Source organism: Bacillus tequilensis (assembly GCF_012225885.1).
GTDB classification, from domain to species: Bacteria; Bacillota; Bacilli; order Bacillales; family Bacillaceae; genus Bacillus; species Bacillus tequilensis.
The window spans coordinates 1,797,432-1,810,787 of record NZ_CP048852.1 but is presented as its reverse complement, the minus strand read 5'-3'; the positions used below and the strand labels follow the sequence as shown (position 1 = coordinate 1,810,787).

At 35.2% G+C, this 13,356-nt stretch carries 23 protein-coding genes and 1 pseudogene; 5 read left to right on the top strand and 19 right to left on the bottom strand.

The features are described from left to right. Positions 1–18 precede the first annotated feature (18 nt). The 6 genes from G4P54_RS09680 to G4P54_RS09655 form a co-directional block, all read right to left on the bottom strand. On the bottom strand, positions 19–1,179 hold the full coding sequence (locus G4P54_RS09680) for an AAA family ATPase (RefSeq protein WP_167872507.1): 1,161 nt from the start codon (positions 1,177–1,179) through the stop codon (positions 19–21). Between the two features lie 45 nt (positions 1,180–1,224). Next, the gene (locus G4P54_RS09675) at positions 1,225–2,565 is read right to left on the bottom strand and encodes a hypothetical protein (RefSeq protein WP_167872506.1); all 1,341 of its coding nucleotides are present in this window, start codon (positions 2,563–2,565) and stop codon (positions 1,225–1,227) included. 22 nt (positions 2,566–2,587) lie between these two features. Further along, positions 2,588–2,959, bottom strand: coding sequence for a hypothetical protein (locus tag G4P54_RS09670; protein WP_167872505.1), 372 nt, complete (start codon positions 2,957–2,959; stop codon positions 2,588–2,590). Positions 2,960–3,173: 214 nt separating this feature from the next. Then, complete coding sequence (locus tag G4P54_RS09665) at positions 3,174–3,527, bottom strand: DUF3221 domain-containing protein (RefSeq protein WP_167872504.1); 354 nt, start codon at positions 3,525–3,527, stop codon at positions 3,174–3,176. A gap of 73 nt (positions 3,528–3,600) precedes the next feature. Continuing rightward, a complete protein-coding gene (locus G4P54_RS09660) occupies positions 3,601–3,981 on the bottom strand; it encodes a hypothetical protein (protein WP_167872503.1) in 381 nt (126 codons plus the stop codon). A gap of 65 nt (positions 3,982–4,046) precedes the next feature. Continuing rightward, a complete protein-coding gene (locus G4P54_RS09655) occupies positions 4,047–4,343 on the bottom strand; it encodes a hypothetical protein (protein ID WP_167872502.1) in 297 nt (98 codons plus the stop codon). Between the two features lie 267 nt (positions 4,344–4,610). Between G4P54_RS09655 and G4P54_RS09650 the strand changes: the two genes are divergently transcribed. Further along, positions 4,611–4,787: a hypothetical protein gene (locus G4P54_RS09650; RefSeq protein ID WP_167872501.1), complete on the top strand. Its 177-nt coding sequence runs from the start codon at positions 4,611–4,613 to the stop codon at positions 4,785–4,787. Between the two features lie 30 nt (positions 4,788–4,817). On the opposite strand, the gene G4P54_RS09645 is transcribed toward G4P54_RS09650, so the two are convergent. From G4P54_RS09645 to G4P54_RS09635, 3 genes are read right to left on the bottom strand one after another with little or no spacing between them, the layout of a single operon-like run. Further along, the gene (locus G4P54_RS09645) at positions 4,818–5,090 is read right to left on the bottom strand and encodes a hypothetical protein (RefSeq protein ID WP_072589242.1); all 273 of its coding nucleotides are present in this window, start codon (positions 5,088–5,090) and stop codon (positions 4,818–4,820) included. Beyond that, positions 5,080–5,967: a hypothetical protein gene (locus G4P54_RS09640; protein ID WP_167872500.1), complete on the bottom strand. Its 888-nt coding sequence runs from the start codon at positions 5,965–5,967 to the stop codon at positions 5,080–5,082. The genes G4P54_RS09645 and G4P54_RS09640 overlap by 11 nt, the downstream gene beginning before the upstream one ends. Positions 5,968–6,017: 50 nt before the next feature. Next, on the bottom strand, positions 6,018–6,239 hold the full coding sequence (locus G4P54_RS09635) for a hypothetical protein (RefSeq protein ID WP_167872499.1): 222 nt from the start codon (positions 6,237–6,239) through the stop codon (positions 6,018–6,020). Between the two features lie 70 nt (positions 6,240–6,309). Here G4P54_RS09635 and G4P54_RS09630 point away from each other — a divergent pair, with 70 nt between their 5' ends. Continuing rightward, positions 6,310–6,984, top strand: coding sequence for an SOS response-associated peptidase (locus tag G4P54_RS09630; protein ID WP_167872498.1), 675 nt, complete (start codon positions 6,310–6,312; stop codon positions 6,982–6,984). A 69-nt stretch (positions 6,985–7,053) separates the two neighbouring features. Next, a complete protein-coding gene (locus G4P54_RS09625; RefSeq protein WP_167872497.1) occupies positions 7,054–7,866 on the top strand; it encodes an ATP-dependent DNA ligase in 813 nt (270 codons plus the stop codon). 65 nt (positions 7,867–7,931) lie between these two features. Here the strand turns inward: G4P54_RS09625 and G4P54_RS09620 are convergent, their stop codons facing one another. Further along, positions 7,932–8,345: a hypothetical protein gene (locus tag G4P54_RS09620; protein ID WP_167872496.1), complete on the bottom strand. Its 414-nt coding sequence runs from the start codon at positions 8,343–8,345 to the stop codon at positions 7,932–7,934. A 146-nt stretch (positions 8,346–8,491) separates the two neighbouring features. On the opposite strand from G4P54_RS09620, the gene G4P54_RS09615 reads away from it, so the two are divergent. After that, positions 8,492–8,869 (top strand): DUF2513 domain-containing protein, encoded by a 378-nt coding sequence (locus G4P54_RS09615; protein WP_167872495.1) that lies wholly within the window; start codon positions 8,492–8,494, stop codon positions 8,867–8,869. A gap of 91 nt (positions 8,870–8,960) precedes the next feature. On the opposite strand, the gene G4P54_RS09610 is transcribed toward G4P54_RS09615, so the two are convergent. Continuing rightward, a complete protein-coding gene (locus tag G4P54_RS09610) occupies positions 8,961–9,362 on the bottom strand; it encodes a hypothetical protein (protein WP_167872494.1) in 402 nt (133 codons plus the stop codon). Between the two features lie 123 nt (positions 9,363–9,485). On the opposite strand from G4P54_RS09610, the gene G4P54_RS09605 reads away from it, so the two are divergent. Further along, positions 9,486–9,860 (top strand): YoqO family protein, encoded by a 375-nt coding sequence (locus G4P54_RS09605; RefSeq protein WP_167872493.1) that lies wholly within the window; start codon positions 9,486–9,488, stop codon positions 9,858–9,860. Between the two features lie 18 nt (positions 9,861–9,878). Here G4P54_RS09605 and G4P54_RS09600 read toward each other — a convergent pair whose 3' ends face one another. The 8 genes and pseudogenes from G4P54_RS09600 to G4P54_RS09565 all read right to left on the bottom strand — a co-directional run bounded on the left by G4P54_RS09600 (position 9,879) and on the right by G4P54_RS09565 (position 13,331). Further along, complete coding sequence (locus tag G4P54_RS09600; RefSeq protein ID WP_167872492.1) at positions 9,879–10,094, bottom strand: hypothetical protein; 216 nt, start codon at positions 10,092–10,094, stop codon at positions 9,879–9,881. 150 nt (positions 10,095–10,244) lie between these two features. Further along, the gene (locus G4P54_RS09595; RefSeq protein ID WP_167872491.1) at positions 10,245–10,433 is read right to left on the bottom strand and encodes a hypothetical protein; all 189 of its coding nucleotides are present in this window, start codon (positions 10,431–10,433) and stop codon (positions 10,245–10,247) included. A 36-nt stretch (positions 10,434–10,469) separates the two neighbouring features. Further along, positions 10,470–10,652, bottom strand: coding sequence for a hypothetical protein (locus G4P54_RS09590; RefSeq protein ID WP_167873854.1), 183 nt, complete (start codon positions 10,650–10,652; stop codon positions 10,470–10,472). A gap of 19 nt (positions 10,653–10,671) precedes the next feature. Next, positions 10,672–11,186 (bottom strand): annotated as a pseudogene (locus tag G4P54_RS09585) (SLOG family protein). 175 nt (positions 11,187–11,361) lie between these two features. Then, entirely contained in the window at positions 11,362–11,604 is a 243-nt protein-coding gene (locus G4P54_RS09580) for a hypothetical protein (RefSeq protein ID WP_236823986.1), read from the bottom strand. A gap of 79 nt (positions 11,605–11,683) precedes the next feature. After that, positions 11,684–12,136, bottom strand: coding sequence for a YoqH family protein (locus tag G4P54_RS09575; RefSeq protein ID WP_167872490.1), 453 nt, complete (start codon positions 12,134–12,136; stop codon positions 11,684–11,686). A 163-nt stretch (positions 12,137–12,299) separates the two neighbouring features. Next, positions 12,300–12,521 (bottom strand): hypothetical protein, encoded by a 222-nt coding sequence (locus tag G4P54_RS09570; RefSeq protein ID WP_167872489.1) that lies wholly within the window; start codon positions 12,519–12,521, stop codon positions 12,300–12,302. Positions 12,522–12,575: 54 nt separating this feature from the next. Then, positions 12,576–13,331: a Rha family transcriptional regulator gene (locus tag G4P54_RS09565; RefSeq protein WP_167872488.1), complete on the bottom strand. Its 756-nt coding sequence runs from the start codon at positions 13,329–13,331 to the stop codon at positions 12,576–12,578. Between the last annotated feature and the right edge of the window lie 25 nt (positions 13,332–13,356).

The following is a 13,356-nucleotide window of genomic DNA, read 5'->3' as shown; positions in this document are numbered from 1 at the left end:
GAGAAAAACTCCCCTTTATTAAACTGCATTAAGTACAGATTTAGTGATTATTAAAGCTTCTTTAAGATCTTCTACCGAATTAAGTTGTTTATAATTCTTTTGCCCATCAAACTTTGTTGCATAGGCATCGGCTAGCTGGCGTTTCACTGCAGGCGGTTGGTCAGACACTAAAGATGTGATCTCATCTAAATACGTCTGAGGATCATTTGCAGCTTTTTCAGCTGCCTCTTGGATTTTTTCCTCCCTAAGTTGTTCTTCCTCTTTTTTTATCTCATGAACAGTTCGATTAGTCTTTTTAATTTGGCCAAGCACCGCATTCTCGAATGTCTTTAAAAAGTTTTCTGCACTATATTCAACTTTTTCAGGTAGTTCAGTATAACGTCCGCCTGCAATTTCAACATACTCAGATGGTCTAAAGTACATCATAACTTTTGTGTCATGGAAGTTACTTGCCTTATCACGTCCTTTTTTATCTTTAATGTTATCTTCTAGTTCATTGCCTTGTTTATCTAATACAGAAACTTCATTATGTAAGCAGCAGATTAGACTTGCCTGTGATTCAAAAACTTTTCTTCCAGAGTTGGGCATCATTAATTGAACGGAATTATATTTCATTCCATCATATAGGGTGGTTTCTTTTTCTTTTGTCCAGGCCAGAAACATCAGTCCGTAGCCTGCATTTTTTAATGTGTCAAAAGGCTTTTTTAGTTCTTCATAAAGAGCAGTCCATCCGTTTTCTTTGCCGTTAGTTGACTCAGAAATATCTTGAAGTGACTCAAAAGTTTTCCCATAGCGTTTATTTCTATCGTACAGAATCCAAGCTGTACAAGCATCGATCGCTCTATCTGCTGTATCTACTCCAATAAGCTTAACGATTCTCCCTGTCTTTGCCTCTTGAACTAATTCTGGGACAACTGTTTTTTTAAAGTAATCCCACACTTTCCAAAGGTTTTTATCTGTTCCTTCATCATGGAGAGGAACGATGTTGTCTAGCTGCCATGTCTCGTACCCGTCCTCAAAAGACAACAATAAAGCTTCTTCGGGGTTTGAATAGTGTAATTCAGTTACCTCTTTCCAAAGACGTGTCTTACCTGTCTTATATCCTCCTGCTACTAGTGTCATGATCGATTGTAGTTCAACCTTTGGCGTGTTATTTTTAATTTTCTTACGGAAACTCATTCAATCTCTCCTTATAATTTAATTATTATTAAGTCGCAACTTATCTTAGAAAGGCAGGTCATCGTCGTCTACAGTTACTTCAGCGAAAGGATCTTCATTAGGTTTTTTCTCATTAGAAATCTCTTCCTCCGATAAGAATTCGCTCTTCCATGTACCGACAATGTATCTCAATATTTCTAGACCCTTTCGAGTTCCAGTTGAGACTGTCTCAAAAGAAGCAACTTTTTCCCCTACATCTTCAAAAGGATTCTCTTCCTCTGATTCTGCAACTTCGACTTGTGTAAATTGTGCTCTATTATTGTCTATCCCTTCAACAACCAGAAAATCGCCTCTCTTTAAACTAACAAATGCATCTGCAAAAGGTTTTTTGCCTTCTTCTGGTTCTTTATAATAAACAATAAGCTCAACATCTTTTGGAACACTTTTTTCTTTTCCATGATCAAGATAAACTCCATTTACCTTTGTATCCTTTGTTTCTTCGTCTTGGTATGTACTCTTAATCCCTAGCTGCATTTCAAATTTGTTATGTTCTTTAAAATCTTCAGAAGCAAAGTCTCTTACATGAGGCACATAATTGTATTTGCCATCTGCTTCTACTACTCTAACTTCACTTTGAATGTTATTCGACACCTTAATCTTATCCGTTTCAACAACATCATCAGTGTAACTTACTTTAAAACGTTTCCCCTCACCATCGTCAGTAATTTTGGCGATGAATAAATCTCCACCATCCGGGTTTAACCAACCCACCTTAACTTTTGCAACACCTTCTTTTGCTTTTCCACTACCGAGCCAGATTCCATCTTCCTCTGAGTCGTACACTTTAAATTGATCCCCATCTTTCACACCTTTAATTTCAACTTCTCCATTTTTCAATGGATAAACTCTTTTAATAATTCGTTTCACTAATTTGATTTCTTCTCCGTTGTTGTTTTCAAAAGAATCAAATTCGTACTGGCCTTGAACTTCTACCCACATACCTGGCTTCACGATTTTAGCTAATTGTTCAGTTACATCCCATTCTGGCGTAATGACATGATATGTTTCATCAGGTAGTTTGGTCTTATCGTTTCGGTCAGCCCATGGAAGTGGAACTGTTTTTTTATGTACAGAACTATAAGCATAAACTAAATCTCGTTCCATGCCAGAAAGCTCTACTTTTAATTCATTATAAGGTGCAGTTTCGATATTAAACTGAAGCACCCTTCTGTTTTTCTTTGTTTGTGTAACAGTTGTTTCAAAAATTTCAGCATCATACCAACTGTCTGTTTCTGGATCTTTTTTTCTTACAGGTTTAACTAAACCAACAAACCTAAAATTGTTTGTGAATTCTTTCCCGCCGTGTTTTTTGTTAATTTTAATATCATCTTTTTTCTTATATGCCATATACAATTATCATCCTCTATTTTTATTTTTGTCTGTTTTGATTTTTCTTTGAATATGTAATTTTACTAAACTTGCAGTCTTTGATTCCAAGTTCTTTACTAAGTTCTATGTACCTTCTTTTTGGGAACTTCCAATCATTTTGGTCAGAAAAGCATCCTGACTTATTTACAATTTCAAATACCTGCTTTTTTCTGTTAACTTTGATTAACATATTTCCGTAAGCGTACTCTGTGCAAAATAAACGTTTTTTAACTCGCTCAGGATGAGTTTCTTTGACAAGTGAGACATTCCTTATCATCTTTAACAGTGCTTGATCAGGAGTAATTGTCTTGTTGCCTTTAACGTTTTCTCTGTAATAGCTTAATGCCTTCTCTGTTATCCCAAGTACCTCCAAGTAATTCGCCTCCTTCCCTTTAACTTAATTTTATTATATACATATTTTTTAGCTTTGTCTACATGTTTTATAAACTTTTATATTTTTTATTTTTGTATTTCATTGCAATCTTCCAATTCGAATAAAATTATCATTTTATCTGGGGCTTGTTTCATTGGATTTTCCTAGCGCTACAGAAGGCAAAGTAACCAACAATGGTAATTAACCTATATTTTTATAACACTTCGTATTTTTGTATTGTTGTTCTTGGAGGATTTGATTCTTTTAATATATTGAACCATACTTTTATTTTTTCACCTTGTTTGAGGTCATTTTTGGTATCAAGTTCACTTAAGCCTATTATCACTACTTGATTTTTATATTTGTTAATAAGTTTTTCTTCGGAAAGCTTATAATCTTCTTTTGATGGAGCTTCCTTACTAGTAATGAGAATTGCACTATCATCGTCTTTAAGTACGACATAACCAACTAAGCTTTGCATCTTTGTTCTGCCTCCGTTTGGTTCATTTTTATCGCAACCTACAAGAAATAAAATGAACGCAATTAAGATTATTCCCAGTTTAGGCAACTTCCTCACCCCTCTAAATATTTTCTATTAAATAAACAAGAAGGTGTCTAACAAAAGAAAAATTTCTGTCATATTAAACAAGCTCATTCCACAACCACATATCCATTGTTTGCAACGTAAATCCGTCGGGTAGCTGCTTCATTTTCACACTAACATTAAATCTCTTACCGGTTGTTTTATGTACAATAGCCAGTTCTTCTCCATTAAAGAAACGTACAATGGCCTCATCAAATTCAATAGGTTGATTAACCACATAACCTTCCTTTAAAGCTCTAATAAACAAATAAGGATCATTTTTATACAGCTCATAAAGAATGTTCGCATATTGTTCATTCTTGTCTCTAAGTAGTTCAAAATTAATCAATGGTATGTATAAGTCCTTGTCTGACAAGTTCAATTTGTTTCTAAAGTATTTAATTGCTTCATCTTGCTCTTTAGAAATTATGTTTGGCATTCAGTTAACCCCTTATTCGTTATGTTTTATGGGCTAGTTTAATTCTAAACTAGCCCAGCCTAACTCTAAATAGTTCCTTCAAGACCATAATCTTTTGCACCAGCTGCAATTAAACTAAACACAGCTAAAAGATGTTCGTTTATTTTCTCTTCTGTTTCTTTTCCAAAAGCATCAAAACCAATTTTAGCATCACTTGAGTAATTAATTTTCTGAATCCCTACTTGAACTACACTTTCCTTTTCAATTCTAGCAATAAAATAAGCATTGCCGAGAGATTTTCCTAAATACTCCCCTGTGTATAGATCATAATCATCAAAAACCTCATACCGTATTTCTCCGATTCTAAGCCTCTGTTCACTCATACTCCCATCTCCTTTTTGAAATATTTGGTACTCTTAAATTATATATCAAAATGCATAAAGGAACAAGTGTTCGCTTTAAATTATTTTCCATTTCATTTTATCCGCTACTTTATTTCGTTGTACTTAAAACTCTAATTTGTCTTTGGCTGAGAAGTGCACTGGTTCCTTTATTTGAATAAAAAATTACTTTTATTCAGAAATCAATACGATTACTCAACTCCTTAAGGTAAAATATGAGTATCTCTCTTTGAAAGGATTGAGCTATTCATGATTAAACTTTCTCCAGAAGAAATTGATGAAATCGCTAAAGAATGGGAAAACAAAGGTAATCCGCACTGTGATCATTCTCAAATAGGCAGAGAATACACACTTGGTGCTCATACTGACTATGCATGTCTGCAATGCGGTGAAAGACGTTACAATATTGAAGACTTTAGGAGATAGGGTATTAACCCTTCTCTTTAAATATCGTTTTTATTCAGTTTCTTTTCTTACCCATTTTCTAACCTTCACTTCTTTTAACTCCACTTCATAACAATCCACTTGATCTTCAAATTCCCAAGGGCTTTCATACTGGTTTTCAGTTGCACCTTTGCTATAGAAAGTTTCAAAAAAGCGACCCTGATATGAGAACACAATTCTATAGTGAATGCTCCACCTAGACGTGTCAGTGATTTCTTCCAGTAGTGAAGATTCCGGCAGCCCTAATTCATTTACCATGTAGTCTTTGTCCAATTTAATTTTCATTTAAAATAACCCCTCTTCCTTTGCAGCATTTACATTCAACTAAAGGCTCGTTGATTTTAGCCATCAGATCATCTAAAAATTTCTTAATATTACTCTTTAAATCTTCAACGTCCTTTCCACTAAACGGTTCTACAATTGGGTAGCTCTGATAGGCTTTAGGTGCAACATTGTAAATTTCAACTTCCCGCTTTGTTTGAAATCTTTTCTCAAGTTTAGGCTTTCTCCGTTTGTACATTGCATTAAGATCAACTATATACTCGTGAGGTTTGTAAAGCTCCAGAACCTTGACCACAGTTAAACAGAAATCATAATCACTCGTGATTCTTGCAAATTTAGGGTTTATATTGGCTTTTATATGGTTTCTGATAATCTTATAGCTTTCTTCTCGGGACAAGTAGCACGGCTTTGTTTCAAGAAGCATTGGATGAGTTTGAATTCTATCCAGTAAGTTATAATTCAAGTTAAAATTATGACTTTGCAGCTTAAGTTCTCCGTCAATCTCTTCAATTACGTTCATTTCGAACTCAATTTTTTGATTCTGTTGTGGGACTTCTTCAAATTTCAAATCATATAGACCCTTCACTTCATAGTATTCACTGTCTTCACCTATGTAAGAAGCTTTAATTACTTTTGGAGTTAATTCAGATTCTTGGAATCCCTTTTTTAATTCATACCTATGATTGATTTTTTTAGCTGGCAATTGCTTTTCAATAACTCTTGGCTCCTTATCTAACTTAAACCAGTCTGACTTATACGTTTCAGATGCTCGTTTCCCATCGAATAGCAATTCATCTAATTGACTATGACAATATCTCTTTCCCTCAATATTGTCAGACACCAAAAAACAGTTATTTGTTTTAATACCAATTAGCTTCATGAAAATTCCCCTTTTTTTAATTTTATTTTTACCTTAATAAAATCTCTGTTTTATCTACATCTTCTAATTTTATTTTTATCTAACAAATCAATAATGTAAGTCTCGTACATGTCATCCCAATAAGGATCTGTTCTCGCTATGTATTTCTTTGTTCTTCCGTTCTCCTCAATCTTAAAGGTTTGTCCCTTTTGAATATCAGTGAACTTTTTCTTTCTCCATATTCCCCTGATCAACACATCAACTTCTTTAACCTCAACTATTTGCTGCTGCATCACATTCCTCCTTTTTGATTTTCGTGTATCAAGCCTGTACAATATTCAAAAACCCTAAAGGATGATGAACATGTGTGGCAGGTTCACTTTATTCTCTGAGTTTGATGACATCATTGAGCAATTCAATATAGATCAATTCTTACCCGAAGATGAATATTACCCAAGCTATAATGTTGCCCCTTCACAAAACATCCTTACAATCATCAACGACGGATCGAACAACCGGCTGGGAAAACTTAGATGGGGTCTTATCCCTCCATGGGCTAAAGACGAAAAAATCGGCTATAAAATGATTAATGCCCGTGCTGAAACATTGTCCGAGAAACCCAGCTTTCGAAAGCCGCTTGTCAGCAAACGCTGTATCATACCCGCTGACAGTTTTTATGAATGGAAGCGTCTTGATCCAAAGACTAAGATTCCTATGCGGATTAAGCTTAAATCATCTAATCTCTTCGCTTTTGCCGGCTTATATGAAAAGTGGAACACACGAGAAGGCAATCCGTTGTACACCTGCACAATAATCACAACAAAGCCTAATGAGCTTATGGAAGACATTCATGATCGAATGCCAGTTATCCTTACTGATGAGAATGAAAAAGAATGGCTCAACCCTAAAAATATTGATCCTGATTATCTACAAAGCTTACTGCAGCCTTATGATGCTGATGACATGGAAGCATATCAGGTTTCATCTTTAGTGAATTCACCTAATAACAATTCACCTGAGCTGATTGAATCCCATTAAGTACCACTGCCATATCGCTTTATATATCACCTTCGCTTAGCTAATATGTTCTAAGTAGGAGGTGATATTTTGTTTGTATCGCCAATGTTATTGCATTCAATAAAAGAGCCATTTGACGACGAGAACTATATCACTGAGCTCAAATTTGATGGAATCAGACTCATCCTTTCTAAATTTGATAATCAGATTAAGCTATACACTCGTCACAATAATGAAGTAACAAGCAAGTTTCCAGAACTCTTGGACTTAGATATTCCAGATGGAACAGTACTCGATGGTGAAGTTATTGTAGCTGCCCCAGGTGGTGCTCCTAACTTTGAAGCTGTAATGGAACGTTTCATGTCCAAAAAATCAGCCCATAAGATTGTTTACTGTGTCTTTGATGTTATTTACAAAGACGGTCAGTCAATAGCAGCTAAGCCGCTCACTGAGCGTAAGACAGTTCTAAACTCACTTGAGCTAAATCACTCTAATGTCTTTGTACTCGAAGGAATTCAAGGTAACGGACTCGCTTACTTCAACCTGGCCAAGGAAAAGAATTTAGAGGGAATCGTACTCAAGAAAGCTGACTCCCCTTATGAGATCAATAAACGTTCGCATAATTGGTTGAAAGTGATCAATTACGATTACACTGAGGTTCTCATAACCGGCTATACCAAGAAGGATATAAAATTCATTCTATCCTATCCCGATGGAACTGCAGCTGGATTTATGGAATTCATGCCACATGCAGAACGAACTAAGTTCCACTCTATGAAACAAGTAAAGTCTGAATCTGATGAATATGTATTTATTGATCCTATTTTATGTAAGGTTAAGCATAGATTTAAGACTAAGCACGGAAAACTCCGCATACCTTCCTTCGAATCATGGAGAGTGTAATCTCTCCGTTACATAACTCCTTAGAGCCTAGCTTTTAAAATCCGAGTGAAAATTTAGTACATTGATCAATAAGTTATCATCCAATCATCGAAGCTATAGGGATAATCAACAGTCTCTATAAATCCTATTTCTTTTGCCTTCTGACGGATTTTCATACACCCTTCATAGCTGTAAGCCCAGATTTCTTTATAATCTCTTAATTCGCCGCATTTCCCTGTTATGATGAACTTTCTAAGGCTGTTGACCAGTTGCCACATGTTGCCTCCATGCGAAAAGCCGTTTGGACTACCGTATCCCATTTCATATGGGTAAACGTCAGCCCCCCTGTAATCATCAACGAAGAACAGTTTTTTCTTAAACCTGAAATACGCTATACGATCCTTTGACTTACGGTAGAATGTCCGATGATCAATGCTTGCAATAAGCTTTATCAGATCATTAATATCGTTCATGCGTTTTATTTGCTCTTGATTTGGCACTTTGGTTGCCTCCTTCTATAAAATAAATATTTTATTTTAATTCTGTAATTCATCAATATGCTGCTTTATTCACTTCAAATGGTTCTATTTATTTCTATTGCATGAGATAATTACTACAATCAGGTACCTAGAAAGGAAGTTACATTATGAAATTAAACCACGAAGTTGTCAGAAATGTCTTATTAACTGTTGAAGAGCATATTGGTGATAGACAAAAAGTTGATGTAAATGATCTAGCTAAATTCCCTTTACTTGAAAAATATGAAATACAGGATATAAAGTACACAGTACGAAAGTTAAAAGAAGCCCGATTCTTAAATGTTCTTATTACAGGAACTAAAGACATGGAATGGATTGAAATCGAAAGCCTTACGTATCAAGGACATGAATTCTTGGACAACATTAGAGAGTCAGGAATTTGGTCTGAAACAAAAGGCCTTGCATCTAAGGTTGGTAGTGCTTCATTAACAATCCTGTCTGAAGTCGCTGCTAGCATTGTTAAAGCGAAATTAGGTCTCAGCTAATTCAGTCAGTCCAATTTCAAAAGCCTAACAGACGATCGCTATTGCCTATTTCTCTATGCAAGGGCGATCTTCTTTGAATAAAAACTATCTTTTATCTAAACTCTAATGGCTCATTCAACTCAAATGCCAATCTACACCCATTGATAAACTGTTTTAAAGTCTCTATGTATCTATTAGGTAGCATATAATCATGAGGCATTTCCACATTTGCCAACTCTTCTGCATAGGGTAAGATGGCTTCTAATTCCTCTGCAACAACTTTACACATTTCAGGTGTAATTACACCATCACAATCTGAATGACCGAAAAACTCTGTTAGCCCCTTATGGGTTATTGTTGTATAGCCTTTGCCAAAGTACCAATAGCCATCCTTAAATTTTTGGTTATCATGTGGTGGCCAACTACCTCCAATTGATTTTAATAAAAATCTTCTAAGATTATTGAATGACGAGTACGCCCCATCGAATGCTCCGTGTGTTACATATAAACCCATGTATCAAGGCCTCCAATTCTGTTTAAAATCACGATTTTAATTTAACTTTAAAGTGGATCACCTTGAGAAAATCCCCTTTAATTGGTAAACTCATACCTAACTTGCATAAGAGTGGGTGATTCCTTGAGTAAAACAATCGGTATTGCTGGATTTATCATCAGCATAGTAGCGCAATCATTTTCGGCGAATGATTCGCTATCCCATAAGATCGCTACGGGTTTATTATTTGTATCAATAGCAATTTATAATTTTGACCATGCTAAAGATTATTCCAAAGCATCCCTTGTCGTAATATGCCTTTCCTTTTTCATACTTGCATTGGGTATTCATAAGCTTCTTTCCTTTTCCAGTGACTTATTTGACAATATGAATATAAATTTCGGAGTAATATTTATCCTTCAAATCACATTAATAATTGGATCTGTTGCAATAGCTATCAGTATAATGAAATTTATCTGTGATCGTCTAAATAAGAAACCTAACGGTAAAGAGTGTTAATCCCTCTTTGCCCTTTTTTTATGCTAAACGCTTCTTCCTGTGCGATCTTTTATGTATGAAATCAAATGCGATATCAACTTTTGCCGGTTCCTTCTCCTCTGTCACTCGCTCCGTAACTACAATCAGTTGTCCATTTTCCTGGCGGTCAATGCTATGGACTGAATATCCTTTAGCAGCGTAATATTCACCAATAATCTCATCAACGTGGTTGCTAAGCAGATTCCTCTTTATCACTTGAATAACCTCCACTAATTTTATTTTTACTCTTTAAACTTTATATGTATTCCATCCGTAGCCATCAAATACGTTTATGTCCGTTCCAAGATGCCATATTAAACCAAACTAAGTTAAACCAAGCTGTATCAATTATATATTTGATGTATCCTATGCTAACGACACCCTTTCAACTAACTTATCTTTATCAATATCTTTCTTAAGCATATCCTCAATTTCCTCCAATTTATTAACCATTTCAAATGTAAATTCATCATCATTGGTATAGCGAATCTGATCACTTGCTTTCTTTACAAGCTCAAGTGCAACTTGTCTTGGGTCTTTATAATTCCCACTCAAACTCTCACCTCATTTCATTGAAATAATCCTTTTATTTTATTTTAATTCCCTCTTGAATCGATAAAACTGTTTTATTTGATTTAGATCAATCCCAACCCAGCAATTGTCCACCATCCACCCTTTTGGTTCTAATTCACTTACGAAATGCTTTCTGGCTTCAATATCATCAGAATATATGTACAATAGTTCTTCATATGTTCTTTCTTCTATTAGTTTCAGAAAAGTTCACCTCTCCTTATCATCCAACAAAATACGTAATATCTAATTCAAAATTAAAATCAGGATGAAGTCTCCATAGTTGATGTCCTAAGTAAGTTTTCTTGGCGTAATTTAAGCAGTTTCTTGTACCACTTTTACTTCCATCATAAACAGCTACTATTGCTTCACTGTGGTCAATCATGTATTCATTTCGCTTTTGCATCTTAGCCGGCGAAAACTCTCCTAGTTTATCTCCGCTAACTTTATATTTATCTAATTCTTCAACATTAATAATCTCATCTGCCACATCAAGCATACGTTTGTACCACATTTTTTGTTCTGAAGACCAAACTTTGTCTTGTTCTTTGAAAGGCGTAGCAATTATGTTTTTAATATGTCGGTATTTCTTCTTTAGAATATGTACACACCAGCAGCAGCCTGATCAGTTCCTAACGCTCCTCCAGTTATAAACCTGGACTTCTCTTCTTTTATGATTAACTCCTCAATCACTTCAAGTAGCTTATCTTTGAGTTTGAGCATTGTGGGATTTTTCATATCATAACCACCCAATTTATTTGGTCTGTGGCCTGTGAAGCAAACTGTTTTCTTTCTCAGTGTTTCTTGTTCTTCTAAAAGCCGCTCACGTTCTTTTCTTTCATCAGCCCACTGCTTTTCCATTCTGGGTCATATAGCTTTGCAAAATCAATTGCCATGATGCATTTTCACCATCCTATAAACAAATCTTTTTTAGCTGATCATCTAGTTTTCTAAACAACTGCTGAACCTTATCAAGCTTTTCATCTTCAAAAATAATGGCATCTTCTTTAAGAACTGCAGCTTTGGATAAAGGAGTGTTTGAATCATGTTGTACACTGTGAGCAATCCCGCCTTTATTTAATACATCGTAATACGTACCTATCTTATCTTTGTACCAGTAGCTTGCATCTGAACATTTCATTATCCTTAATTTCATTAACTGCTCACCTCTCATTTCCGTTAAAACAGTCTTTTTATACAGTCATATTGCTCACTTTGATAAGAGCTCTAATTTTCTAATAACAAGATTGAATATTGTTTGTTAATACACTTGGCCCCAAATTTTGTGTCCCAGAATTTGAAAGGCGTACTTGCACTTTAACATTCTTCATTTCGGCTGTAATTGAGTCAAACCTTCCAGCCCAACTAGTGCTCTCTTCTTCAGGTGTGGGATAAAGTTTAAATCGCCAACTAATCTCACCTGGTTTAGAAGCAAACCCTTCGTAGCTGTCGTAATTTCCATAAAAAGATGGTTTCGGAAGATGGACAGCAAGAATACTTATATTGGTTCTTGGGGCACTCGGCGGGTTTAATTGCACTTTATAAATTAATGCTACACCTTTTGCATTTTTCAGGCTTTGATCAACAGGTTCCATTATTACACTACAAGGCATTGAACTTGCATTTACTTGAGTTGGATAGACAACAGCAGCAGCCAATAAGGATAAAATCACAATAAATCGTTTCATTGAGAGTTCCTCACAATTTTTTAGTTAATTTCCCTTATATCTAGATTGATTATTCATATGTTTTTGATTAAAACTTCAATTTTATTTTGATTTAATTTCAACTATTAAACTGTCTGGATAGTTCTTCAGATGTCTGCTGTTCTTTGTGTAACATGCCTTTAATTCAACAGTTGGAATTTTGGTTTTCATTGTCGCCATCATCTTTGTGGTTATTAGAAAGCTCTTTAATTAGCAACTGCCCAAGTTCATCACTGATATATCTCCAATCAGCTCCTTCAAGTGTTCTAATACCAAGTGAAAACCCGCCGCAAAGTGTATCCTCTGCCAGTCTTAGTACACCATCGCTTGTTTTAAGCAGCTCATATTTAACCATCCCTTTAATCATTTCTCCTCTTCCTTTCTCTTTAAAATTTTACTTTTATTTGATAATTGGTTAATACTACGAAGCCTTTTCTCTTTTATAGCCATGCTTGATCAAGAGATCAGCAATGAAATCTGCACCCTTAGATGTAACGAGCGTAATTGTTTTTATGCCAATGCTGGTCTCTTGAGTCTTAACTTGAAAGAACCCTCTCTCTACATATTTTTGATAAGGAGCGTTTTTGTTTGTTCCATCGATCAGGACTTTATTTTCTCTTAAGAAACGAAACAAGTTGTTCTGACCCATGCCTTTAATGCCAATTGCTTTAGCTACTTGACCTACTTTCATCAGTCCATCGGTATTCAGAAACTGATCATATTTCTCCACCTTTGGTTCAGCTAACTTGAGTCTCTCTTGATATTCTCGCTTCTCTTTTCTTTCAGTGAAGTAGGCTATTGCTCTTTCATCCTCATTCATGTCTAGATATGTATCAACTAATAAAGGTCTTGTTTTTAATGTCTTCTCCATCTCTTCAAAGCGAGTAACGTATTGTGCTGTGAAGATTATTCCCTTAGTACCAGTCATTTTATTAGCGACCATATCACACCCTTTGCGTGTGAGGAAGAAATGTTTCGCTGACTTATTTTGCTTTGTTTTATATGTACTCTCAATGAAGAAATCGGTAAGTCCAAAATTGGACTCTCCTAGAATTTTTAAATATCCATCGATATCTCTAAGAAGATGTTTATGTTCTTTATCAACCATCTCAGCTACATCTCTACTGTCCACTAAAAGTTGCCCATTCTGCTCAATTACCTTTAAATTATTTTCCAATAAAGTTCCTCCATTTAATCACGTT

What these genes read in the sequence shown, in the direction of transcription:
- G4P54_RS09680 (WP_167872507.1), bottom strand. Translation starts at nt 1,179, where the DNA reads ATGAGTTTCCGTAAGAAAATTAAAAATAACACGCCAAAGGTTGAACTA.
- G4P54_RS09675 (WP_167872506.1), bottom strand. Translation starts at nt 2,565, where the DNA reads ATGGCATATAAGAAAAAAGATGATATTAAAATTAACAAAAAACACGGC.
- G4P54_RS09660 (WP_167872503.1), bottom strand. Translation starts at nt 3,981, where the DNA reads ATGCCAAACATAATTTCTAAAGAGCAAGATGAAGCAATTAAATACTTT.
- G4P54_RS09655 (WP_167872502.1), bottom strand. Translation starts at nt 4,343, where the DNA reads ATGAGTGAACAGAGGCTTAGAATCGGAGAAATACGGTATGAGGTTTTT.
- G4P54_RS09650 (WP_167872501.1), top strand. Translation starts at nt 4,611, where the DNA reads ATGATTAAACTTTCTCCAGAAGAAATTGATGAAATCGCTAAAGAATGG.
- G4P54_RS09645 (WP_072589242.1), bottom strand. Translation starts at nt 5,090, where the DNA reads ATGAAAATTAAATTGGACAAAGACTACATGGTAAATGAATTAGGGCTG.
- G4P54_RS09640 (WP_167872500.1), bottom strand. Translation starts at nt 5,967, where the DNA reads ATGAAGCTAATTGGTATTAAAACAAATAACTGTTTTTTGGTGTCTGAC.
- G4P54_RS09635 (WP_167872499.1), bottom strand. Translation starts at nt 6,239, where the DNA reads ATGCAGCAGCAAATAGTTGAGGTTAAAGAAGTTGATGTGTTGATCAGG.
- G4P54_RS09630 (WP_167872498.1), top strand. Translation starts at nt 6,310, where the DNA reads ATGTGTGGCAGGTTCACTTTATTCTCTGAGTTTGATGACATCATTGAG.
- G4P54_RS09615 (WP_167872495.1), top strand. Translation starts at nt 8,492, where the DNA reads ATGAAATTAAACCACGAAGTTGTCAGAAATGTCTTATTAACTGTTGAA.
- G4P54_RS09610 (WP_167872494.1), bottom strand. Translation starts at nt 9,362, where the DNA reads ATGGGTTTATATGTAACACACGGAGCATTCGATGGGGCGTACTCGTCA.
- G4P54_RS09580 (WP_236823986.1), bottom strand. Translation starts at nt 11,604, where the DNA reads ATGAAATTAAGGATAATGAAATGTTCAGATGCAAGCTACTGGTACAAA.
- G4P54_RS09575 (WP_167872490.1), bottom strand. Translation starts at nt 12,136, where the DNA reads ATGAAACGATTTATTGTGATTTTATCCTTATTGGCTGCTGCTGTTGTC.
- G4P54_RS09570 (WP_167872489.1), bottom strand. Translation starts at nt 12,521, where the DNA reads ATGATTAAAGGGATGGTTAAATATGAGCTGCTTAAAACAAGCGATGGT.